The organism is Streptomyces sp. NBC_00005, from assembly GCF_045160215.1.
Classification (GTDB): Bacteria; Actinomycetota; Actinomycetes; order Streptomycetales; family Streptomycetaceae; genus Streptomyces.
The window spans coordinates 3165984-3186547 of record NZ_CP108316.1 but is presented as its reverse complement, the minus strand read 5'-3'; the positions used below and the strand labels follow the sequence as shown (position 1 = coordinate 3186547).

Genomic DNA, 20564 nt, shown 5'->3' with positions numbered 1-20564 from the left:
CGAACTGGGTGGATCAGGGTGCTGAACTGGTGGCTTTGCTGGAACAGTCGGGGCACAGGCCCCAGTAGATGACCTCGGCCTCGTCCACCGCGAAGCCGCGGTCGTCGGAGGCGGTCAGGCAAGGGGCGTGCCCGACCGCGCAGTCGACGTCGACGACGGCGCCGCACGACCGGCAGACGAGGTGGTGGTGGTTGTCCCCGACGCGACCCTCGAACCGGGCCGGGCTGCCGGGCGGCTCGAGACGGCGCACGAGCCCTGCCGTGGTGAGCGCGTGGAGGGCCTCGTACACGGCCTGCAGGGATATGTGGCCCACGCGGTCGCGCACACCCGAGGCGATCGCTTCGACGCCGAGGTGGTCGCCGGCGCGGACGGTCTCGAGCAGTGCGACGCGGGCGGCCGTCACCCGCAGGCCGGCACCGCGCAGCTCAGCGGCGGTGTTCGGGGTCTGGGACGCGGTCATGGGGACAACCTAGCCGCATAAACACGAACAGTTCAAGAAAACGAACGCTCCAAGTTTGTGCGCGCCCGGCTGAACGCCGGATGAAGCGCAGGAGCGGCGGCTCCACGCCACGGATTCGCACCGCTGTTCATGCCTACGGGTGAGTCCGGGAAAGGATGTCCGGCCCGCGGCAGCGCTGTGCGGTGTGCCGGGCAGGACGTGCCGTGACGGGACGGAAGGGGGCGGACCGCGCGGGTGTCCTCGTTCTGAGCGCGTGGCTGCCGACGGCGGGACCGGGCGGCTGTCTCGCCTCGGTGCGGATCCGCCACGGCGGCCTGCGGCAGCGCACGCCGGGTGCGACGCGGCTGCCGCTGTGGCGTCGTGGGTCAAGTGGTGCCGGCCGTCGCCGGTCCGGCCTGCTGGACGGCGTACCTGGCGGGTGCGGGTGCGGGTGCGGTGCGGGGCACGGCCTGGGCGGCCTGTGCCGTGGTGCCGGCCGTCGCCGCGTTCGGGTTCTTGATGCTGCTGCGCCGGCTGCCCAGCCCCGGGGCGGCACTCCCGCGGTGACAGGACCGCCGAGCGCCACTTCCCCCTCACCGCGGTCGTCGCCCACGGGATGAGCGCGGGCGCCACCGTGCTCCTGGTCGTGCTCGTGGTGCTGCGCCGGGTGTGAGTCAGCTTGTACCCGGCTCGTCGTTCCGGGAAACCGTGGCCGAGCGGGAACCGACCAGCAGCAGGCACAGGACCGCGACGCCCGCGACGACGCCGGTCAGGAGAAGGAGGGGATTGAGGGGGCGGGTGGCGGACGCGGCGTTCTGCGTGTCCAGGGCGGGCTGTGCCGCCGCGGGTGCAGCCGAGGCGGACGTGGAGGTGGAGGCCGTGGGCGAGGGGGACCCCTCGTTCTTCTTCGAGGCGGCGGGGGCGGCGGCCTTGCTGGAGTGCTCCATGGGCATGGACGGCATCGTGGCGGCGGACCGGGTGGTGGGTGCGGCGGGCGTCGGGTGCCGGTGGACGGTGGGGGCGGGTGCCGCGGCCGGTTGCACGACGAGCTGGGCGGTCATGTTCGGGTGCACGGTGCAGACGTAGCCGTAGGTCCCCGGCGTCGTGAACGTGTGGCTCCAGGTGCCCCCCTTGTCGAGCATCGGGGAGTGGACCGACGCGGGGCCGGAGGTGGTCTTGACGTCGTGGGGTGCCTGGTCCTGGTTGGTCCAGGTGACGGTGTCCCCGGCGGTGATGGTCAGGGTGCGGGGGCTGAACGCGTAGCCGGACATGAGGACTTGGTGGGTGGTGGCCGCCTGCGCCGCGGGGGCGGGCAGGACGGTGGCGGCGCCGGCCACGACGAGGGCGGCGAGCAGGGTGCGCAGGAAGGTCAGGCGGGGCATGTGAACTCCGCGGCTACGAGCAGCCGGATGCGGTCTGCGGGGCGGGTGCGGGGCAGGGTGAGGCCGGTCGTACGGCGGACCGGGCCGTACGGCAGGCCGAGGGTGCCGAGGGCGAGGAGACGGTCGGCGGCGCGGTCGACGACGCGGAGCGTCAGCGCGGCCGGGGCGGGGGCGTCGGCCAGGGCGAGTTCGCCGAGGACGCGCAGGCGGGAGCCGTCGGCCTCCGGCGTGATGCTCGTACTGACGAAGGTGAGGACCCTGCCGCGCAGCACCCGGCCCGCCAACTCCAGGCTCAGGACACAGTCTTCGGGTTCGGGAGCGACCGTGAGGTCGGCGGCGAGCGCGGTGAGACGGCGGCGCAACGTGGTCAACGGGCCGAAGCGGGCGGTCAGTTCGGTGATGCAGCGGTCCGGGGCGGCGCCGTACGTGCCGGGGTCGGGCAGCCAGGCGGGGCCCGGACGGGGCGGGGGCAGGACGGCGGTGGGGACGGTTTCGGTGGTCATCTCGGCACCTCGGTGGGCGAGCGGAGTGACGGGCGGGAAGAATGGAGCCGGCGGCGGGCCGGCCGACTGCGACTCGGCCGGCCCGCCGCGTCCTGCTGAAGGGAGGTCAGCAGGAGTTGGTGACGTAGTTCTCGGTGGGGGCGAGCAGGTGCTCGGCCCAGACCGTGTGCATCTTCACGTAGGCGTCGGGGTTGAGGATGTCCGCGATCTGCTGACCCGGCGACTCCTCCAGGTGCGCGGAGTTGATGTGCTGCAGGAGCACGCTGAGGGTGTCGTCGGCCACGCTGCCGCCGCCGTTCACCGCCGGGGTGAGGATCGACTCGAGCCAGACGGTGTGCATCTTGATGTAGCTGTCGAGCTGGAGCGCGTCCTGGACCTGCTGGCCCGGGGACTGCTCCAGGTGCGCCTTGTTGATGTGCTGCAGGATCGGCAGCAGGACCTGCTGGACGCTGACGCACTGCTCGTCGCCGCCGTCCCCGCCGCTGGTGCCGCCGGAGCTGCTGCCCCCGCTGGTCGAGCCACCCGTCGAACCGCCCGTGCTGCCACCGGTGGAGCCGCCCGTGCTGCCGCCGGTGGACCCACCGGTCGACCCGCCCGTGGAGCCCCCGGTGGAACCGCCGGTGCTGCCGCCGCTGTCGTCCGCGACCACCGTGACCGACGCCGTCATGTCCGGGTGGACCGCGCAGTAGTACTCGTACGTACCGGCCTTGGTGAAGGTGTACGACCAGCTGTCGCCCTTGTTCAGCGTGCCGGAGTCGAACTTGGCCGGGCCGCTGGTGGTGGTGACCGTGTGCGGAGCGGAGTCCTCGTTGACCCACTTCACGGTCTGGCCGACCTTCACCGTCAGCTTCGGCTGGGCGAACTTGTAGTCCTTGATCTCGATCGTGTAGTCGGCCGCAGCGGCCTTGGTGGCCGAGTGGTCCATGTCCGACATCGACTGGGCCTCGGCCGCCGGTGCGGCGGTCTGCGGGGTCGAGGCCCCGGCGGATGCCTGGAGCAGGCCGAGGCCGGCGACGGCCGCGAGGCCCGCGCCGAGGCCGGTGGCGATCAGCACCCGGTTGCCCACGCGGGAGCGCCCGTGGCGCGGGGGTGCGGTGGTTTCTTCTGTGTGCATGGTGGTGCGTCTCCCTTGTGAGATCCCTTGGAGGGGAGCGGGGTGGGACAGGCGCCGGTCAGCGGCCGGGGGCGGACGTGACCAGCAGACTCGTCGCGGCGAGAACGACGAGGACGAGCCCCGTCTCGGCCGCGACCGAGTGCACGAAGGGCCGTACGGTGGCGCGGTCGCCGCGCAGCAGCACGGCGATGTCGAGCCGCGTCCTCACCCAGCCGCGGCTGCGTTGGGCGATCAGCAACACGGCGGCCAGTACGGCGAGTTTGAGCAGCAGGAGCCGCCCGTAGTCGGTGTGGAACAGGGCGCCGAACGAACCGACCACCTGCCAGGTCAGCACTGCCCCCGCCGCGGCGATCGCCGCGACCGACACTCCGGCCAGCGTCGAGTAGCCGGACAGGACGGACGACAGCTCCTCGGGACGGCGCCGGGGCAGCACCCCGAGCAGCAGCAGCGTCAGACCGCCGAGCCACAGCGAGACGCCGAGCAGATGGACCAGGTCGGCCACGGCGCCCCAACCGGGGTGTGTGCCCTCGGAGTTGTGGCCGGTCATGCTCGTCGTACGCAGCAGCCCGAAGCCCACCGCCAGGGTGCCGACGCGCCAGCCGGGCGAGCGCGCGGCCCGGTCGCCGCCCTGCAGCAGGGCGGCCAGGACGATGGCGGCGAGCACCCACATCAGCACCCGGCAGGCGGCCACGATGCCGACCTCGGTGGCCAACAGGTCGGTGTAGGTGGCGGGTCGGAGTACGTCGCCGAGGGTGCCCATCGCTCCGTACGCGCCCTGGAGCCCGGGTGCGAGCAGGCTCGCCGCGAGGCCGGTGATCCAGGAGAGCGTGAGGATGCGGCGCGTACGACGGTCCCACGCGCCCTGTGGCCAGAGCAGCGCAAGGAACGCCAGGCCGCCGACGAACAGGGCGAGACAGAGGTAGCCGGCCCAGCGCACGGCGACCCAGGCCGAGTGCACCGCCTCGGAAGGCTCCGGGACCGCCGCCGAGGCTTCGGCCGCGTGGTTCGCCGTCGTCGCCGCCTTCGCCTTCGCCGTGAGCCGGAAGGAGAGCGTCCCGGATGTGGGATGCCCGTCCTCCATGTCAAGTACCTGCCAAACCAGGGCAAGGCGGTCCAGGCCTGCGGACTTCGGGACGGTGACCTCGATGGCATCGTTGCCGTGCGTGCCCCGGGACAGGGTCAGTTGCTTGCCGGCCGCCTTGACGTGTACGTCGGCCAGTTCGACCGGCTCGCTGAAGGTGAGCCGCACGGTGGTGGGGGTGTGCGCGAGGCGGGAGCCGTTCTTGGGGGCGGAGGACTCGAGTTCGGTGTGGGCCGAGGCGGGGGGTGCGGCGAGCAGCAGGGCCGCGAACGCGGTCAGGAGGGCGGCGAGCAGGGACGGTGCGCGGCGTCTCACGGCAGGACCTCCGGGAGGACCGAGGGCGAGGAGGCCACGCCGACGCACAGCGACGAGAGGGTGTCGGTCGAGGCCGACGTCGACGACGGAGAGGGTGACGGTGACGGACTGGTGGACGCCGAGTCGAGCAGGCCGTCCAGCAGACCGGTCACCGGAGTGACCACGCCGTTCAACAGCGGCTGTACGAGCCGCACTTCGCCGTCGTCGCAGCTGTCCGAAGAGGTGGGTGACGGGGTCGGGGAAGGGGAGGTTGACGGAGTGGATCCGTGTCCGCCGCCTGTGCCGCCCGTACCGTGATCGTGGCCGTTTTCCCCACTCGGCACAGACGTGTCACCGGCCACGGGAATTCCGCTGTCGCCGCCCCCTGCCCAATAACCGCCCGACGATCCGTATCCCGAATTCCCGGCGGAGGTGTCGGGGGGACCGGTGGCGGAGCCGGCCGTGGGCTGGCGGGACGGGGACGGAGTCCCGGCGGTCGGCGGGGACGCTGTGTCGACGGTGGTCGGTAGGGATGCGCCGATGCCCGAGGCGTATCCGAGTACGACGACCACGGCCGCGACGAGCGCGCCCGCGACGAGCTCGTCGCGATGGTCTCCTGGCCAGGACGCCCTGGCGAAGAAGGACATAGCCTCTCCTGACGCTGTGTGAACGGCGGTGCACAGGAGTGGACCGGGGTGACGATTCCCGACGACTACGCGTCCGTTAATCGGTCGTTTCGTTGCCTCATTTTCGACCGGGGGTGGTCTGTGAGATCGGACCTCCCCGCCTCAATGGGCGCATTACATTCCGTCCGCATTCCGTGAAGAAACGGAAGGGATCGTGAATTCGAACGCGCACGGCATTTCTTCTTCACTAAATCACCGTGAACGCATATGCCTTATCGCTCGGTGCGCAACTCGACGCAGCAGATACCCAGTTGGGGGGTCAGTACGGCGGTGGTCCCGGGCCGTCCCGAGGCGGCGAGGTAGCCGCTCAGGAAGGCGTGGTTCATGCCGCAGATCAAATCCGGTGCCTGTGCGACGACCGGATGGAAGGGGCAGTTGTGCAGCACCGTGCGGCCGGCTCCCACGTCGGCGGGCTCGAATCCGAGCGATTCCAGGGTGGCCGTGAGATCGCCGGAGCGGGTCTCGGTGCCGAGAGCTTCGCCCCTCTCCCGGGCCACGCGGAAAGACGCCTCCTGTGCGCTTTCCCCCGGCTTCTGTGCCGTCAGCGCCTCGGTCAGGAGTGAGGCCAGCAGATCGTGGCGGCGTGGGGGGAGGCTCAGGGAGAGGGCGTGCGGGCTGGGCTCGTACACCTTCGGTGCGCGGCCCACCCGGCGTGGGCCGTTGCCGCCGTGCCGGGCCTGGAGCAGGCCCGAGGCCACCAGCTTGTCGAGGTGGAAGGCCGCGAGCTTGCGGGAGATCCCGACCGCCGCCGACGCCTCCTCGCGGGTCACCGGCCGCCGGGCCCGCCGTACGAAGTCGAGCAGCTGCCGCCGTGACTCGTCGCCGAGGACGGCGAGCGCGGCCATCGGGTCGACGCGGGGAGGCTCCGCCGCGCCGGCGGTCGAATCGGACGTCACGCGCTCACGGTAACTCCGACCGGCAGTCCTTGCGTCGCCTCCCTTGACCCCCACCCGAATAAGACCAACACTTGTTGGTGAAATGCCTCGGAGGTGAGGGGACCTCGGCAGGGCGGCGGCCATGCGGGAGGGCAGAGCGTCGGCAATGGGCCACCGACGCTCTCCGCCGCCGCCCTGGCCGTATCCGGCCACCTGTTGAAGTCCACGGCGGTTCGACCGCGCCCCCGAAGGGGCGCGGGGAACTGCGCGACCGGCCACGACGAACCCGCAGCTGGCGACGGCACGGCGGTCGATCGACGGCGGGCGTCCGCGGCCGGCCGCGCCCACGCGTCGGAGCCGCACATCGATACAGCCGCGCCCCTGAAAGGGGCAGCGTCACCGCCCCGGAGTTCGCCGCATCCCCCTCTCACACTGCCCGCCCCACCCCTGTGCGCCGGGCGTAACCCCTGATGACCGGCTCAGGAGACACCCGTGTAATGGGCATTTCGTACGGTCACGGAAGCTCGACTCGCACGGGACGATCAGGAGAGACAGGGGGTGCCCGTGGTCGCGCCGGACTCGCGGAACGCCGACACGACGAAGGCGACGAAGGTGCGGACGGTCTGCTCGTACTGCGGTGTGGGCTGCGGCATCGTGCTGGATGTCGGGCTCGGACCGGACGGACGCCGTACGGTCCTCAAAGCGTCCGGCGACAAGGAGCACCCGGCGAACTTCGGCCGGCTGTGCACCAAGGGTGCGACCACCGCCGACCTGCTCGCCGCTCCCGGACGGCTCAGCACGGCCCTGGTCCGGCACGAGCGGGGCGAGGAGCCCGTGCCGGACGCCGTGGGCGCGGCCGTCGGGGAGACCGCCCGGAGGCTGCGGTCCGTCATCGACGAGCACGGTCCCGACGCCGTCGCCTTCTACGTCTCCGGGCAGATGAGCCTCGAGGCGCAGTACCTGGCGAACAAGCTGGCCAAGGGGTTCGTCAGGACGAACCAGATCGAGTCGAACTCGCGGCTGTGCATGGCCAGCGCGGGCACCGGATACAAGCTGTCGCTCGGCGCCGACGGACCGCCCGGCTCGTACCAGGACCTCGACAAGGCCGACGTCTTCTTCGTCATCGGCTCCAACATGGCCGACTGCCACCCCATCCTCTTCCTGCGCATGATGGACCGGGTGAAGTCGGCCGGCGCCAAGCTCGTCGTGGTCGACCCGCGCCGCAGCGCCACCGCCGAGAAGGCCGACCTGTTCCTGCAGATCAAACCGGGCACCGACCTGGCCCTGCTGAACGGGCTGTTGCATCTCCTGTACGAGAACGGGCACACCGACCCGGAGTTCATCGCGCGGTACACCGACGGCTGGGACGCGATGCCCGACTTCCTTGCCGACTATCCGCCCGCCGCCGTCGCCGAGATCACCGGCATCCCCGAGGACGACATCCGCGAGGCCGCCCGGCTGATCGGCGAGGCCGGGGAGTGGACCAGCTGCTGGACCATGGGTCTCAACCAGTCCACGCACGGCACCTGGAACACCAACGCCCTGGTCAATCTCCACCTCGCCACCGGTGCCATCTGCCGCCCCGGCAGCGGTCCCTTCTCCCTCACCGGTCAGCCCAACGCCATGGGCGGACGGGAGATGGGCTACATGGGTCCGGGGCTGCCCGGTCAGCGGTCCGTGCTCGTCGACGAAGAGCGGGCGTTCGTAGAGGAGTTGTGGGAGCTGGAGCCCGGCAGCCTGCGCGCCGACGGCGTCGGCAAGGGCACCGTCGAGATGTTCCGGAAGATGGCCGACGGGGAGATCAAGGCCTGCTGGATCATCTGCACCAACCCCGTCGCCTCCGTAGGCAACCGCAAGACGGTCATCGAGGGCCTGGAGGCCGCCGAGTTCGTCGTCACGCAGGACGTCTTCGCCGACACCGAGACCAACGCGTACGCCGATGTCGTCCTGCCCGCCGCCCTGTGGACCGAGACCGAGGGCGTCCTGATCAACAGCGAGCGCAACCTCACCCTCGCCCGTCCCGCCGCCGACCCGCCCGGCGAGGCGACGGCGGACTGGCGGATCATCGCGGCCGTCGCCCGGGAGATGGGGTACGAGAAGGGGTTCTCGTACGAGAGCGCCGAGGAGATCTTCGAGGAGATCAAGCAGGCCTGGAACCCGAAGACGGGATGGGACCTGCGCGGGGTGACGTACGAACGGCTGCGTGAGACGCCCGTGCAGTGGCCCGCCGCGAGCGAGGACGGGCCCGACCGAAACCCCATCCGGTACGTCGACGACGACGGCTCCCTCACCTTCCCCACCGCGAGCGGTCGCGCCGCCTTCTTCGCCCGCCCGCACATCCCGGCCGCCGAAATGCCCGACGACGACTACCCGTTCGTACTGAACACCGGGCGGTTGCAGCACCAGTGGCACACGCTGACCAAGACGGCGAAGGTGCCCAAGCTGAACAAGCTCAACCCCGGCCCCTTCGTCGAACTCCATCCGCAGGACGCCGCCGGCCTCGGTGTCACCGACGGCGACTCGGTGGAGGTCGCCTCGCGGCGCGGGCGGGCCGTGCTGCCCGCGGTGGTCACCGACCGGGTGCGGCCCGGGAGTTGCTTCGCGCCGTTCCACTGGAACGACCTGTTCGGCGAGTATCTGAGCGTCAACGCCGTGACGAGTGACGCCGTCGATCCGCTCTCCTTCCAGCCCGAGTTGAAGGTGTGCGCGGTGTCCTTGACGAAGGTGTCGACCCCGGTGACGGTGCGTACGCCGGTCGTGGAACCGGCAGTTGAGGTCGCACCCGCACTCGTACCCGCGCCCCTGTCCCTTCCGGCCGCCGATCCCTTCGGGCTTGCGCCCGCCGCGCCGCCCGCGCTCACCGCGCAGGAACGGCAGTACCTCGTCGGGTTCCTCGCGGGCATCCCGTCCGGCGCCCCCGGCGTGCCGGTGCTGCCGCCGTCCGCGCCCTTCAGCCCCGAGCACGCGCTGTGGGTCAACGGCGTGCTCGCCGGGATGTACTCGCGGTCGGCGGCCCCCCTCGCGGTGCCGTCCGGTGCGGTGGCCGAGCCGCGCCGGGAGGTCGTGATCCTCTGGGCCTCGCAGACCGGCAACGCCGAGGAGTTCGCGGCCGCCACCGCCGAGCGGCTCACCACGATCGGCCACGCCGCGTCCCTCGTCGGCATGGACGACACCGACCCCGCCGCGCTGCCCGCCGAGGCCGACCTGCTGGTGATCACGAGCACCTTCGGCGACGGCGACGCCCCGGACAACGGCGCCGGATTCTGGGAGACCCTGGCCGCGCCCGACACCCCGCGCATGGACGGGCGCCGCTATGCCGTCCTCGCCTTCGGGGACTCCTCGTACGGCGACTTCTGCGGCCACGGCCGCCGCCTCGACCAGCGCCTGGACGAGCTCGGCGGGCTGCGCCTCGCACCGCGCACGGACTGCGAGCCCGACTACGAGGACGCGGCGCACGCCTGGCTCGACCAGGTGCTCGGCGCGCTGGCGGACACATCGGAGCCGGCCCCGACCGGGGCTCCGGAACAGGCATCCGGCCTCCCTCCGGCCATTCCGGCCGCTTCCGCCACGACACCGCCCGCTCCCCGTCCGAAGAAGCCCGCCCCCGTCACCGCCCGCCTCACCGGCAACCGCCTGCTGAGCCTTCCCGGCGCGGGCAAGGAGGTCCGCCGGTTCACCTTCGACACCCGCGACAGCGAGACCCCGCTCCGCTACGAGGCGGGTGACGCGCTCGGCGTCCGCCCCCTCAACTCCCGTGCCCTGGTGGAGGAATGGCTGTCCGTGACCGGCCTGGACACCGACACCGCGGTCGACCTGAACGGTGCCGGCGAGGTCCCGGTCGGCGAAGCCCTCCTGCGCCACCTGGACATCACCCGCATCACCCCGGGCCTGCTCCGCTTCGTCACCGAACGGGCCCACGACCCAAGGGAGTTGAAGAAGCTGCTGCGCCCGGACAACAAGGGCGAGCTGGCGAAGTGGTCCTGGGGCCGGCAGGCCGTGGACGTGGTCGCCGAGCACGGGGTCCGGGCCGACGCCCAGGAGTGGGCCGAGGTGCTGGGCCGCCTGCAGCCCCGCCTGTACTCCATATCGTCCAGCCCGCTGACCGACCCCGACCTGGTCTCCCTGACCGTCTCCGTCGTCCGCTACGAGAACCTGGACGGCCGCCCCCGCCAGGGCGTCTGTTCCCCGTTCATGGCCGACGCCGAACCGGACACCCCCGTCCCCGTCCACGTGCAGCGCTCCGCGCACTTCCGTCCGCCCGCCGACCCGAGTACGCCGATGGTGATGGTCGGCCCCGGAACCGGAGTCGCCCCCTTCATCGGCTTTCTGGAACAGCGCCGCGCCCTCGGCCACCGGGGCCCCAACTGGCTGTTCTTCGGCGAGCAGCACCGGGCCACCGACTTCTACTACGAGGACGAGCTCACCGGCTTCCTCGCCGACGGCACCCTCGACCGTCTGGACACCGCCTTCTCCCGCGACCAGCGGGCCAAGGTCTACGTCCAGGACCGTATGCGCGAACACGGCCCGCAGCTGTGGTCCTGGCTCCAGGACGGCGCCCACTTCTACGTCTGCGGCGACGCCTCCCGCATGGCCAAGGACGTCGACCAGGCCCTCAAGGACATCGCCGTGGTGCACGGCGGCCTGGACGAGACGGGCGCGGCGGTCTACGTCAAGCAGCTCACCACCGACAAAAGGTACGTGCGGGACGTGTACTGACTACGCTGGGCACATGCGTGAACTGGCGGACATGGCACGGCTGGGGGTCCCCCCTCTGAGGGAGGGTGGCCCCGGCGGCCGTACGGCGGTCCTCGCGCGGCCGGTCACCGAGCGGGGCTTCGGGCCCAGGCGCCCGGCCGACGCGCTCCTGATCGACGCGGACGGGACCTGCCACGGCACCCTCTACGGGGGTGCGTTCGACCGGCAGCTGGCCGCCGAGGCCGCCGCGCTCCCGCCCGGGCACACCGCCCGTGTGTGCGCGGTGTCCGTCCACGAGGACGGGGTGAAGGAGGCGGGGCTGACCTGCGGGGGACAGGCCGAGATCCTGCTGCAGCCGCTGCCCGCCGTCCCCGCCCGCTGGTGGCAGCTGCTCGCCGCGGGCGCCGACGCCGCGCTGATCACCTGGCTCGACGAGCGGCGCGTCCGTGCCGTGAGCACCGTGGTCACCCCGGGCCCGCCGCCGGACGACCCGGACCTGCCGCCGCAGGCCGCCGCGCGTGCCCGCGACCTGCTCGCCCGTCATCGCGCCGACCGCGAGGTGCACTCCACGGACGCCGGACTCGTCCTCATCGAGACCTGCCCCGCGGTCCCCCGCCTCGTCATCGTAGGCGGCGGCGAACTCGCCGAACTCCTCGTCGCCCAGGCGGAGTTGCTCGGCTGGGGTGCCACGGTCACGGCGGCCGCGCGGGACGCCGCCGAGCTGCTCGCCGAGCGTCCTGCGGCCACCTGCCTGATCATGCTCAGCCATGAGCCCGACGTGGACGTCCCCACCCTGCACACCGCGCTGACCTCGGGCCTCCCGTACGTGGGGGCTCTGGGCTCCCGCCGCACCCAGGAGCGCCGCGCCACCGGGCTCGTGGAGGCGGGCCTGAACGACGAGCTCCTCGGGCGCATCCACGGCCCGATCGGCCTCGACATCGGCGCGCGTACTCCGACGGAGACGGCGCTGGCGATCTGCGCGGAGGTGCTGTCGGCCCTGGACCGATAGCACCTCACCGGCATCCCCCCTCACCGGCATTCCCCTCATCAACATCCCTCTCGCCGGGCATCTCTTCGACCGCAAATGCAAGGTGTGAGTGCCTTGTGGCATCGCATGAGCTTGGGCATCGCTGGTTTTGGTGTGCATGTGCGTTTGTGGGGAGCGCCCTGCCGGGTACCGTCACCCGGGAGGTGGTAGCCCGTGAGCCAGACCCTGACGCAGCCGGTCGCCGAGCTCGCCCTGACCGGTGATCTCGCCCGCCCGGCCCGACTGACCGTGCCCGACCTGCTCGGCTGGCCGCAGCACCGGGCGCGGGTCGCCTTCGAGTGCCGGACCAGCGGGGTGCAGCACCACCGTTTCGCCGGGCCGCTCCTGTACGACGTGCTGTTCGACGCGGGCCCCGGCTTCGACCCCGCCCGGCGCAAGGACCGGCTGCGCTTCCTGATCGCCGTCACCGGCACGGACGGTCATCACGCCCTGCTGTCCTGGGCCGAGATCGACCCCGACTTCGCGCATGCGCCCGTGCTGCTCGCGGTGAGCATCGACGACACCCCGCTCGACCGCGCCGGATCCCAGCTGGTGCTGCCGCAGGACCGCTGCGGGGCCCGCTACATCAGCGGGATCACGGCGATACGGGTGGACGGCGGCTACAGCTCCTGGGCCTGAGCGGAGTCCCCTCCCTCGGGCACGGTCAGCCCTTGCCGAGGAGCTTGTTCATCTCCGTGATCTCGGCGGTCTGTCCACTGACGATGTCGCCGGCCATGGAGGTGGCGGGGGAGTAGACGCCCTTGGCCTTCTCCGTCTTCGCCATCTGCGCCGTCCGGGGCCGTGCCCGCGTACGGGCAGGCGATGTCGGCGGGTACCGGCACGGTCACCGGGTCGGCGACGGGCACGGGCAGCGTCGGCCCGCCGCTGAGCGCCGCCGACGCACACATCTGGTCGGCGTGCTGGACATGGCCGCCGCCGCAGTCGTCGCCCCTGCAGTCGGCGTGCATGGCGACCGCCGCCGTCATGTGCCGGGGAGCGGCCTCGTGGTGGACGGCGCCGCCGGGCGCCAGGGCCTGCATGCCCAGTAGCGCGGGCTGTCACGGCGCCCGTGTTGCGCAGCCCGCTCCGGGCACACCGACGCTCACCCCTGAACGGCAGGCCCGGCGGTCCAGGTGATCCGCGGCGGCACGACCCGCGCGCACAGCGGGTGCCTGTGCCCGTCGGTCAGCCCAAGACGCCCCACCAACAGCCCCTCGCGTACGGCGGTGTCGAGCACGTCGGCGGGCACGGCGTCGAGCATCAGCTTCGCGCGCCGGAACATGTCGAAGGCACCGGAGCCGTCGACCGTCCCCCACGACAGATAGACGAACCGGCCACCCGAACGCCCTTGTACATACGGCCCCTTGACGTCCGCACCGGTGACCGCGCACTCCAGGGTCCAGCTCGCGGACGAGGCGTCGCCGGGCTGCGGGTCGAGCAACTCGCCCGGCCGGTCCCGGCGTTGCACGGCCACATGGATGTTCGTGTACGACGGGATGCCGTCGTCGGGCCCGCACGAGCGGCCGGGCAGGTCGACGCCCTCGATACGGATGCGCAGGTCCGCCGCCATCCCTTCACCACCTCGCCACGTCGTCCGGTCGGGACTCCAGTCTGCACCTGTGCGCTTGGCCATCCGCAGCGCGGGGCCGCCCCCGCGCGTGGCAGTATCGGGCGCCATGAAGGCGTCTCCTTCGGTACGCGGGCTGCGCGCGGCGGTGTTCGCCGCGCTGTGCGTTCTGCTCGCCGCCGGGGGACACGCACTGGCGACCGGGACGGCGCCGCCCGTGGGGGTGCAGGCCGTCGGGTTCGTGCCGCTCTTCGGGGCCGGGTATCTGCTGGGCGGCCGGGAGCGGTCCCTGTTCGCCATAGGCGCGGGGACGCTGACGGCCCAGGGCGGGCTGCACCTCGCCTTCGACGCCGTACGGCCGCACGCCATGACGCTCATGCGCGGTATGCAGGGCATGGACGGCATGCGCATGGCCCACACCCACGCCCTGACCCCGCACGCCACCGCCGCCCATGTCGGTGCGGCCGTGGTGCTGACCTGGTGGCTGCGGCGCGGCGAGGCCGCGCTGTGGTCGCTGCTGCGCCGGGCCGCCACGTTCGTACCGGGCCTGGTGGCCTGGTGGCAGGTCCGCGCCGGGGCGTGGCGCCTGCCGGTCGCGCGGGACGCCGTACGCCTGTGTGCCGATGGTGCGAGGCCGCTGCGGCGGCTCCTGCTGCGGCACGCGGTGCAGCGGCGCGGCCCGCCGCCGGGGATGTCGTACGCGATCTGACCTCGACATCCCTTCCCCAGTACGGAGATTCACCCACCCATGTCCAGCGCACGTACCACCCTGCGCCGCGTCGGCGTCGTCACCGCTCTGGCCGCCGCCGGCGTCCTGACCGCCGCGGGCATCGCCTCCGCGCACGTCACCGTCCACCCCGAGAGCTACGCGAAGGGCGCCACGGACGGCGTCCTCACCTTCCGCGTCCCCAACGAGGAGGACACGGCAAGCACCACCAAGGTGCAGGTCTTCCTGCCCACCGACCACCCCGTCCTCGGCGTGCTCGTCACGCCGCAGGAGGGCTGGACCGCCAAGGTCACGAACACGAAGCTGAAGACTCCGGTCAAGACCGACGACGGCACCATCACCGACGCCGTCTCCGAGATCACCTGGACCGGCGGCAGGATTGGCGCCGGACAGTACGAGGACTTCAACGTCGCCTTCGGTCAACTGCCCGACGACACCGCCCAGTTGACCTTCAAGACCCTGCAGACGTACTCCGACGGCAAGACCGTCCGCTGGATCGAGGAGGCCGCGAAGGGCGACGAGGAGCCGGAGAACCCGGCACCGGTCCTCAAGCTGACGGCCAAGGGGGCGTCGGACGACGCCGGCACGTCGGCCGCCTCCGCGACGGCGGCGAAGAACTCCACGTCGGCCGCCGCCTCCGACAGCAGCGACTCCACCGCCCGCGGGCTCGGTGTCGCCGGACTGATCGTGGGCGTACTGGGCCTGGCAGCGGCGGCGTTCGCGATCGTGCGGAGCCGCTCCGGCGGGGCTCAGTAGCCGACCGGGCTGCGGCGGCCCGCACCGCCGCAGCCCACGGGGCGTACCGTCCGAGCGGGAAGGGGCCCACCCGCCCTTCGACTCCTACCGCGCCTCGGGCTTGGCCGGCTCCGCGGCGAGGTCCGGCAGCAGACCGTACATCGCCTCGTGCTGGTCCGGGCCCATGACGTGGGAGAGGGCGCCGGTGACCGTCGCGGCAAGGGTGCCGGAGGCCTCCTCCAGGAGACGGCGGGCCTTGTCGGTGAGGGCGACCTCGACGCCCCGCTTGTCGCCGCAGACCGACTTGCGGGTGACGAGCCCGGCGTGCTGGAGACAGGCGATCTGGTAGGTCAGCCGGGTCTTGGGGCGGCCGAGGAGTTCCGCGATGCGCGTCATGCGCAGACCCGCCCTGGGCTGCTCGGCGAGCAGGCAGAGGATCAGGAACTCGTCGTGCGAGACGTCCAGCCGCTCCTTCACGACGGAGCCCAGCCGCTGCTCCACCGCCCCCACGGCCGCCAGCATCACCATCCAGGCCCGCAGTTCCCTCGGCAGCAGTCCCGCACCCTGCGCGGACGGGCATTCGGGCAGGTCGGTGGGGTGCTCCTCGGGGTCGGCCATGGTGCCGAGTCTACCCGTTGTTCAATTTTGGACGAGGTGGTTGTCCAGATTTGGATAATGGACTAGCGTGCAGTGCAGTCATCCAAATTTGAATCATTCCGTGGCTGGCTCCCCGCTCGGCACTCCCTGGAGAAGATCATGACCGTCGCCGTCGAAACCGGTGTGTGGCAGCTCGACGCCGCCGCCTCCACCGTCGCCCTGCGCCACAAGACGATGTGGGGCCTCGTCACCGTCAAGGGAACCTTCGGCGCCGTCGGCGGACAGGGCGAGGTGCGGCCCGACGGCTCCGCCACGGGCACCCTGACCCTGGACGCGGCCACCCTCGACACCAAGAACAAGAAGCGTGACGAGCACCTGCGCTCCGCCGATTTCTTCGACGTCGCGAGCCACCCCGAGATCGCCTTCGCCGTCCGTGGTGCGCAGGTCCGGGCCGCCGACACCGTCGAGGTCACCGGTCAGCTGACCGTGCGCGGCATCAGCCGTCCGCAGACCCTCACCGCACGCCTGGTCGGCGCGGACTCCGACGCGCTCACCCTGGACACGGAGTTCACCGTGGACCGCTCCGAGTTCGGCCTCGACTGGAACCAGATGGGCATGATCCGCGGCCTGACCACGGTCGCCGCCACGCTCCGCTTCGTACGTACGGCGGCCTGAGAGCCTGCGTCAACCGGCCCGGTGGGACCGGGAGTCGGCAGTAGGGGTCACCAGCCGGACGTCGGCACTGGACAGGGTCTGCGGCGTCGCCGTGAAGGCCCGCAGGCGGACACGGGTGCTCGGTTGAGTGCGCAGGGCGTACTTCCCGGCGGCGGGCCTGATCTCGATCCGTACGGTGCTGTGGGCGGGAACCGTCGCCGGGCCCCGCACCAGCGACCAGTACTTGCTCGAGCCCTGGTTCGTGGTCAGCATGAAGTGCGGCGTCAGGGCGGTGTCGTCCACGTTCGTGACCTGGAGGGTCAGCCGTGAGATGACGTTCGCCGACAGCCGTCGCACCGCGGTGACCCGCAGGTGCAGCGGCGGCGAACCGGTGACCGCGACGGCGGCGCTCACCAGCGCCGGCGAGACCAGGAGCGCGGACGTCGCGATCAGTGCCGTACGGCGGTACGGGCCCTTCAGCGGACGCGGGCGCGGCTGCCAGGCGCGGACGAACTCCGACGGGGGAGCGGTCACCGCCGCCGCCAGCCACAGCGGCGTCATCATCAGGTAGTAGCCGTCCTGGGAACGGGTCGCCAGAAAGAAGGCGCACCAGGGCAGGACGGTCGCCGCGGGTCCCAGGCGGCGCATGAACAGGACCAGCAGCGCGAGCAGGGCCGCGGCCAACAGCAGGCTGGCGTGCGAGTACCAGTCGAGCCGGTCGCTGCCGTTGGTGAAGTACAGGGAGATGTCCCCGAGGCCCTGCCCGTGCAGCGTCGCCCCCTGGATCAGCGGCAGCGCGATGCCGCTGATCCAGGTGCCCGGTTCGCTCACGAGGAAGTACGTGTTGATCAGCAGCCACACGGTGGCGGCAACGCCGGCGATCCGCAGTATCACGAACGTCGCCGCGCGTCCGCCCAGCTCGCCCCGGCGCACCGCGTAGATCCCGGCCAGCAGGAACGGCGCCAGGAACCACGGCAGTTGCTGCGCCGCGCAGGCGGCGCCCAGACAGGCGGCCCGCGCCACACCGGCCGCCCCCAGGCGCCCGCCCCGCCCGATCCGCGGCCAGCGCACCACCACCGGGATCAGCAGGGCCAGCGCCGTGATCGCCGGATAGCCGAGCCGGGCGTACGTCGGGAGGAAACCGAAGCCGAGGCAGGCCATGGTCGCCGCCGACCGCCACTGCACGGGGAGCATCCGCCACAGCACGACCGTGCCGACGACGAGTGCGCCGGTGCTCACCGCCGTCGCCGGGGCGCCGCCGTGGCCGAGCCACAGCAGGGGGACGGTGAGGAGGGGGGCCAGGGGCGGATAGCCGTACGTGAAGTCGTAGCCGCCGGTGATCGTCGGGGTGAGGGCGACGCCGCGGGTGAAGAGCCAGGGCCACGGATGCCCGTAGACGGCGTGCCCGGCGACCAGCTCCTTGGCGGCCTGCGTGGTCAGCAGCGCCTCGTCGGAACCGCCGTGATTCATGACCCACGTACACAGCGCGAGGGCCACGGCGGTCACCAGGACGCACAGGTCCAGACGCGCCAGCGACCGGGCTCTGCGCACCACCAGCGTCAGTACTCCGCACACGAGGATCGAGGCGTAGCAGACCGAGATCACCGCGGCCACGGGCAGCCGGTGACTGGCCGCCTGCGTCCACACCGAACGCGTGCCGATGAAGAGGCTGACGTCCGCGAGCAGTGTCAGGACGCGATGCCACTGGGCGGGGGGTTCCGGGGCGGCGGACACCGCCGACTGCATCCGCCGGCCGGGTGCCACCAGCTGTGTTTCTGCCAAGTGCACGTCACGGGACGCTAGTCGGGCCCGGTGAGCGAGATGTCGGGGGAGGTGAAGAGTCCGGTGTGAGCCAGGTAAGAAGCCTCGATCGGGCAGGAAACCGGTCATACCAGACCTGTGTCGATCGCCGCGAAAACGGTTGTGACGGTGGCGGATCGTGTCGCTGTTGGGCCGAACGGGTGACTTGGCGTAAGAATTGGCTGGTGCAGGCAATGAGTGCGGGTCAGTTCGGTCAGTTCGGGGGGAACCGGTGAACAGCCACGACGTCACCGATGAGCAGTGGGAAGGGCTCGCCCAGGTGGTGCCGTTGCGTGGGCGCGACGCCTGGCCGTCCGCGGTGGGGCATCGTTCGCTCCCGGATTCCGACACGGAGGTGCGCCGCCGTTTCGTGGTTCTCAGGGTCAACGTCTTCGCCGACGCCCGCGAGGTGGCCGAGACGCTGATGGCCGGCATCCCCGTCCTGCTCGACCTGAGCAGCGCGGAGCCCGAAGTCGCCAAGCGGGTCCTCGACTTCAGCACCGGAGTCGTCTTCGGCCTGGCGAGCGGCATGCACCGCGTCGACCGCAACGTCTTCCTGCTGACCCCGGCGGACACCGAGGTCAGCGGCCTCACGGAAAGCGCTGGCGTGTCCGGTACGTGAGCATGATCCCCCGATCGTAGGAAGCTCCCGACGCCGTAACGGTTCGCCTCCCGGCCGGAGCCCTACGGTCCGGAAATGACCGCGTCACCTGTGCCACCCGAGACGAAGACATACGGCTCACCCGCCTGGGACCCATCCGGAATGCCGCCCCCGGAACCGGGCCCGCCGCCGGAACCGGATGTCGCGGGGTCTCATCGGCCCTGTGTCGCCGAGTTGCGGCTGTCCGCCTTTGCGGGGCATCGGCGGGTGAGCTTCGGGCTCGGGGCGGTGACGCTGTTCGCCGGGGCCAGTGGGTGCGGGAAGACGAGTGCGCTGCGGGCGTACGAGGCGCTGGCCCGGCTCGGTGGGGGTGCCGAGGTGGGGGAGGCGTTTCCCGATCCGGGTGCCTGTGTGCCCGAGCGGGCGCGGCCCGACGCGCAGCGGCGGCGCGGGTTCCGTATCGGCGCTACGGCCGACGGGCCCGAGGGGCCGGTCCGGCTCGACGTCGCCGTGCAGGCCGAGCCCGAACTGCGCATCGTGGGGGAGCGGTTGACGGCCGGCGGGCTGGTCCTGCTGGAGACCGCCCTGCGCGACCCCTCCCGCCGCACTGTGCAGGCCGCCTGGCACACCGCCGGTTCGGCACCCGTGACGCGGGCCCCGCTGCCCGACGACCGGCTCGGCACCGCACTGCTGCCCCTGCGCGTGGCCGGCAAGACCGACGGACAGCGCCGCGTGCTCGCCGCCGCCGAGCAGATGGTCGTCGCCCTGCGGTCCGTCTTCGCCTGCGATCCGCGCCCCGGTCGGATGCGGGCCCCGGTGCCGTTGGGCTCCGGCCGGCTCCTCGGCGGCTGCGACAACCTCGCCGACGTCCTGTGGCGCACCCGCGCCGAGTGCCGGCGACGGCACGCCCAGCTCGTCGACGCGGTGCGCGCCGGATGCGCGGGGCCCGTGGCCGACGTGCTCGCCGAGCCGCTGGGCGACGGGACCGTCCGGGCCCTGCTCGACCGCGGCGACGGTTTCCGGACGGCCCTGCGGCGCCTGGGCGAAGGCGAGTTGAGGTACGTGGCCCTCGCCCTGGTCCTGCTCACCGGGCCGGGCGTCCTGGAGGTGGACGCCGCCGGGGAGGTGCCCGCGGCCATGCAGACGCTCACCGTCCTCGCCGACGGCTTCGACCGCTCACTCGACCCGCGGCAGCGACGGGAACTGCTGCGGCTGGCCGCGCGGATGGGCGGACGCGGTCACATCCGCCTCGTGGCGGCGGTGAGCGACGCGTCGTGGGTCGCCGGGGTGGACGCCGTCCACGGGACGGACGGGACCGACGGGGCGGACGGAGTCACGGTGGTACACCTGGAACCGTGACCGATCCCCTGGGCGAACCCCTGCACGAACCCTCGCGTGAGCTCTCGCACGAACCCCCGCACGAACCCCCCGACGTGGCGAAACTGCAGCGCAGGCTCGCCGACTTCGCGGCCGCCCGCGACTGGCAGCCGTACCACACCCCCAAGAACCTCGTCGCCGCGCTCAGTGTGGAGGCCTCCGAACTCGTGGAGATCTTCCAGTGGTTGACGCCGGAGGAGTCGTCCCGGGTCATGGACGACCCGGACACGGCGCACCGCGTGACGGACGAGGTCGCCGATGTGCTCGCCTACTTGCTGCAGCTGTGCGAGGTGCTGGGCATCGACCCGCTGACGGCGCTGGACGCGAAGATCGACCGCAACGAGCGGAGGTTTCCGGCGCCGTAGGGAGCTGTTCAGTCCACTTTCACTCTCCGGAGTCAAAATCCCGCC

The 20564-nt window shown here is 72.0% G+C and carries 20 protein-coding genes and 1 pseudogene; 10 read left to right on the top strand and 11 right to left on the bottom strand.

Features of this window, described 5'->3' with window-relative positions; translation table 11 throughout:
- Window positions 1-13 precede the first annotated feature (13 nt).
- The gene (locus OG303_RS14660; protein ID WP_405868631.1) at window positions 14-460 is read right to left on the bottom strand and encodes a Fur family transcriptional regulator; all 447 of its coding nucleotides are present in this window, start codon (window positions 458-460) and stop codon (window positions 14-16) included.
- Window positions 461-820: 360 nt separating this feature from the next.
- Between OG303_RS14660 and OG303_RS14655 the strand changes: the two genes are divergently transcribed.
- Window positions 821-1006 (top strand): hypothetical protein, encoded by a 186-nt coding sequence (locus tag OG303_RS14655; protein ID WP_405868629.1) that lies wholly within the window; start codon window positions 821-823, stop codon window positions 1004-1006.
- Window positions 1007-1113: 107 nt separating this feature from the next.
- Here OG303_RS14655 and OG303_RS14650 read toward each other — a convergent pair whose 3' ends face one another.
- The 6 genes from OG303_RS14650 to OG303_RS14625 form a co-directional block, all read right to left on the bottom strand.
- Window positions 1114-1821 carry a plastocyanin/azurin family copper-binding protein gene (locus tag OG303_RS14650; protein ID WP_405868627.1) on the bottom strand — a complete coding sequence of 236 codons (708 nt, stop codon included), beginning with the start codon at window positions 1819-1821 and terminating at the stop codon, window positions 1114-1116.
- Window positions 1809-2324 (bottom strand): hypothetical protein, encoded by a 516-nt coding sequence (locus tag OG303_RS14645; protein ID WP_405868625.1) that lies wholly within the window; start codon window positions 2322-2324, stop codon window positions 1809-1811. Before OG303_RS14645 ends, OG303_RS14650 begins: the two co-directional genes overlap by 13 nt.
- A gap of 106 nt (window positions 2325-2430) precedes the next feature.
- Window positions 2431-3438 carry a plastocyanin/azurin family copper-binding protein gene (locus OG303_RS14640; RefSeq protein ID WP_405868623.1) on the bottom strand — a complete coding sequence of 336 codons (1008 nt, stop codon included), beginning with the start codon at window positions 3436-3438 and terminating at the stop codon, window positions 2431-2433.
- Window positions 3439-3496: 58 nt separating this feature from the next.
- Window positions 3497-4834 carry a CopD family protein gene (locus OG303_RS14635; RefSeq protein WP_405868621.1) on the bottom strand — a complete coding sequence of 446 codons (1338 nt, stop codon included), beginning with the start codon at window positions 4832-4834 and terminating at the stop codon, window positions 3497-3499.
- Window positions 4831-5460: a hypothetical protein gene (locus OG303_RS14630; protein ID WP_405868619.1), complete on the bottom strand. Its 630-nt coding sequence runs from the start codon at window positions 5458-5460 to the stop codon at window positions 4831-4833. Before OG303_RS14630 ends, OG303_RS14635 begins: the two co-directional genes overlap by 4 nt.
- Before the next feature lie 251 nt (window positions 5461-5711).
- The gene (locus OG303_RS14625) at window positions 5712-6395 is read right to left on the bottom strand and encodes a helix-turn-helix transcriptional regulator (RefSeq protein WP_405868617.1); all 684 of its coding nucleotides are present in this window, start codon (window positions 6393-6395) and stop codon (window positions 5712-5714) included.
- Between the two features lie 537 nt (window positions 6396-6932).
- Between OG303_RS14625 and OG303_RS14620 the strand changes: the two genes are divergently transcribed.
- From OG303_RS14620 to OG303_RS14610, 3 genes are all read left to right on the top strand, one after another.
- The gene (locus OG303_RS14620; RefSeq protein WP_405868615.1) at window positions 6933-11090 is read left to right on the top strand and encodes a molybdopterin-dependent oxidoreductase; all 4158 of its coding nucleotides are present in this window, start codon (window positions 6933-6935) and stop codon (window positions 11088-11090) included.
- Window positions 11091-11103: 13 nt separating this feature from the next.
- Window positions 11104-12078, top strand: coding sequence for an XdhC family protein (locus tag OG303_RS14615; protein ID WP_405868613.1), 975 nt, complete (start codon window positions 11104-11106; stop codon window positions 12076-12078).
- 192 nt (window positions 12079-12270) lie between these two features.
- On the top strand, window positions 12271-12735 hold the full coding sequence (locus tag OG303_RS14610) for a hypothetical protein (protein ID WP_405868611.1): 465 nt from the start codon (window positions 12271-12273) through the stop codon (window positions 12733-12735).
- A gap of 209 nt (window positions 12736-12944) precedes the next feature.
- On the opposite strand, the pseudogene OG303_RS14605 reads toward OG303_RS14610, so the two are convergent.
- Window positions 12945-13136, bottom strand: a pseudogene (locus OG303_RS14605) (DUF6153 family protein); the annotation flags it as partial.
- A gap of 62 nt (window positions 13137-13198) precedes the next feature.
- Window positions 13199-13666 carry a DUF5990 family protein gene (locus tag OG303_RS14600; protein WP_405868610.1) on the bottom strand — a complete coding sequence of 156 codons (468 nt, stop codon included), beginning with the start codon at window positions 13664-13666 and terminating at the stop codon, window positions 13199-13201.
- A 106-nt stretch (window positions 13667-13772) separates the two neighbouring features.
- On the opposite strand from OG303_RS14600, the gene OG303_RS14595 reads away from it, so the two are divergent.
- Complete coding sequence (locus OG303_RS14595) at window positions 13773-14372, top strand: hypothetical protein (RefSeq protein ID WP_405868608.1); 600 nt, start codon at window positions 13773-13775, stop codon at window positions 14370-14372.
- Window positions 14373-14411: 39 nt separating this feature from the next.
- Window positions 14412-15146 carry a YcnI family protein gene (locus OG303_RS14590; RefSeq protein WP_405868606.1) on the top strand — a complete coding sequence of 245 codons (735 nt, stop codon included), beginning with the start codon at window positions 14412-14414 and terminating at the stop codon, window positions 15144-15146.
- A gap of 84 nt (window positions 15147-15230) precedes the next feature.
- Here the strand turns inward: OG303_RS14590 and OG303_RS14585 are convergent, their stop codons facing one another.
- Window positions 15231-15743: a MarR family winged helix-turn-helix transcriptional regulator gene (locus OG303_RS14585; protein WP_405868604.1), complete on the bottom strand. Its 513-nt coding sequence runs from the start codon at window positions 15741-15743 to the stop codon at window positions 15231-15233.
- A gap of 138 nt (window positions 15744-15881) precedes the next feature.
- Between OG303_RS14585 and OG303_RS14580 the strand changes: the two genes are divergently transcribed.
- A complete protein-coding gene (locus tag OG303_RS14580) occupies window positions 15882-16397 on the top strand; it encodes a YceI family protein (RefSeq protein ID WP_405868602.1) in 516 nt (171 codons plus the stop codon).
- Window positions 16398-16406: 9 nt separating this feature from the next.
- On the opposite strand, the gene OG303_RS14575 is transcribed toward OG303_RS14580, so the two are convergent.
- Complete coding sequence (locus tag OG303_RS14575) at window positions 16407-18122, bottom strand: hypothetical protein (RefSeq protein ID WP_405877267.1); 1716 nt, start codon at window positions 18120-18122, stop codon at window positions 16407-16409.
- Between the two features lie 286 nt (window positions 18123-18408).
- Between OG303_RS14575 and OG303_RS14570 the strand changes: the two genes are divergently transcribed.
- The 3 genes from OG303_RS14570 to OG303_RS14560 all read left to right on the top strand — a co-directional run bounded on the left by OG303_RS14570 (window position 18409) and on the right by OG303_RS14560 (window position 20519).
- On the top strand, window positions 18409-18798 hold the full coding sequence (locus tag OG303_RS14570; RefSeq protein WP_405868600.1) for a cell division protein SepF: 390 nt from the start codon (window positions 18409-18411) through the stop codon (window positions 18796-18798).
- A gap of 75 nt (window positions 18799-18873) precedes the next feature.
- Window positions 18874-20136 (top strand): ATP-binding protein, encoded by a 1263-nt coding sequence (locus OG303_RS14565; protein ID WP_405868598.1) that lies wholly within the window; start codon window positions 18874-18876, stop codon window positions 20134-20136.
- 20 nt (window positions 20137-20156) lie between these two features.
- The gene (locus OG303_RS14560) at window positions 20157-20519 is read left to right on the top strand and encodes a nucleotide pyrophosphohydrolase (RefSeq protein WP_405877265.1); all 363 of its coding nucleotides are present in this window, start codon (window positions 20157-20159) and stop codon (window positions 20517-20519) included.
- Window positions 20520-20564: the final 45 nt, after the last annotated feature.

Bases quoted from the DNA above. Each gene is read 5' to 3' on its own strand.
- OG303_RS14660 (WP_405868631.1), bottom strand. From the start codon at position 460: ATGACCGCGTCCCAGACCCCGAACACCGCCGCTGAGCTGCGCGGTGCC.
- OG303_RS14650 (WP_405868627.1), bottom strand. From the start codon at position 1,821: ATGCCCCGCCTGACCTTCCTGCGCACCCTGCTCGCCGCCCTCGTCGTG.
- OG303_RS14645 (WP_405868625.1), bottom strand. From the start codon at position 2,324: ATGACCACCGAAACCGTCCCCACCGCCGTCCTGCCCCCGCCCCGTCCG.
- OG303_RS14640 (WP_405868623.1), bottom strand. From the start codon at position 3,438: ATGCACACAGAAGAAACCACCGCACCCCCGCGCCACGGGCGCTCCCGC.
- OG303_RS14630 (WP_405868619.1), bottom strand. From the start codon at position 5,460: ATGTCCTTCTTCGCCAGGGCGTCCTGGCCAGGAGACCATCGCGACGAG.
- OG303_RS14615 (WP_405868613.1), top strand. From the start codon at position 11,104: ATGCGTGAACTGGCGGACATGGCACGGCTGGGGGTCCCCCCTCTGAGG.
- OG303_RS14600 (WP_405868610.1), bottom strand. From the start codon at position 13,666: ATGGCGGCGGACCTGCGCATCCGTATCGAGGGCGTCGACCTGCCCGGC.
- OG303_RS14595 (WP_405868608.1), top strand. From the start codon at position 13,773: ATGAAGGCGTCTCCTTCGGTACGCGGGCTGCGCGCGGCGGTGTTCGCC.
- OG303_RS14590 (WP_405868606.1), top strand. From the start codon at position 14,412: ATGTCCAGCGCACGTACCACCCTGCGCCGCGTCGGCGTCGTCACCGCT.
- OG303_RS14585 (WP_405868604.1), bottom strand. From the start codon at position 15,743: ATGGCCGACCCCGAGGAGCACCCCACCGACCTGCCCGAATGCCCGTCC.
- OG303_RS14580 (WP_405868602.1), top strand. From the start codon at position 15,882: ATGACCGTCGCCGTCGAAACCGGTGTGTGGCAGCTCGACGCCGCCGCC.
- OG303_RS14575 (WP_405877267.1), bottom strand. From the start codon at position 18,122: ATGCAGTCGGCGGTGTCCGCCGCCCCGGAACCCCCCGCCCAGTGGCAT.
- OG303_RS14565 (WP_405868598.1), top strand. From the start codon at position 18,874: ATGACCGCGTCACCTGTGCCACCCGAGACGAAGACATACGGCTCACCC.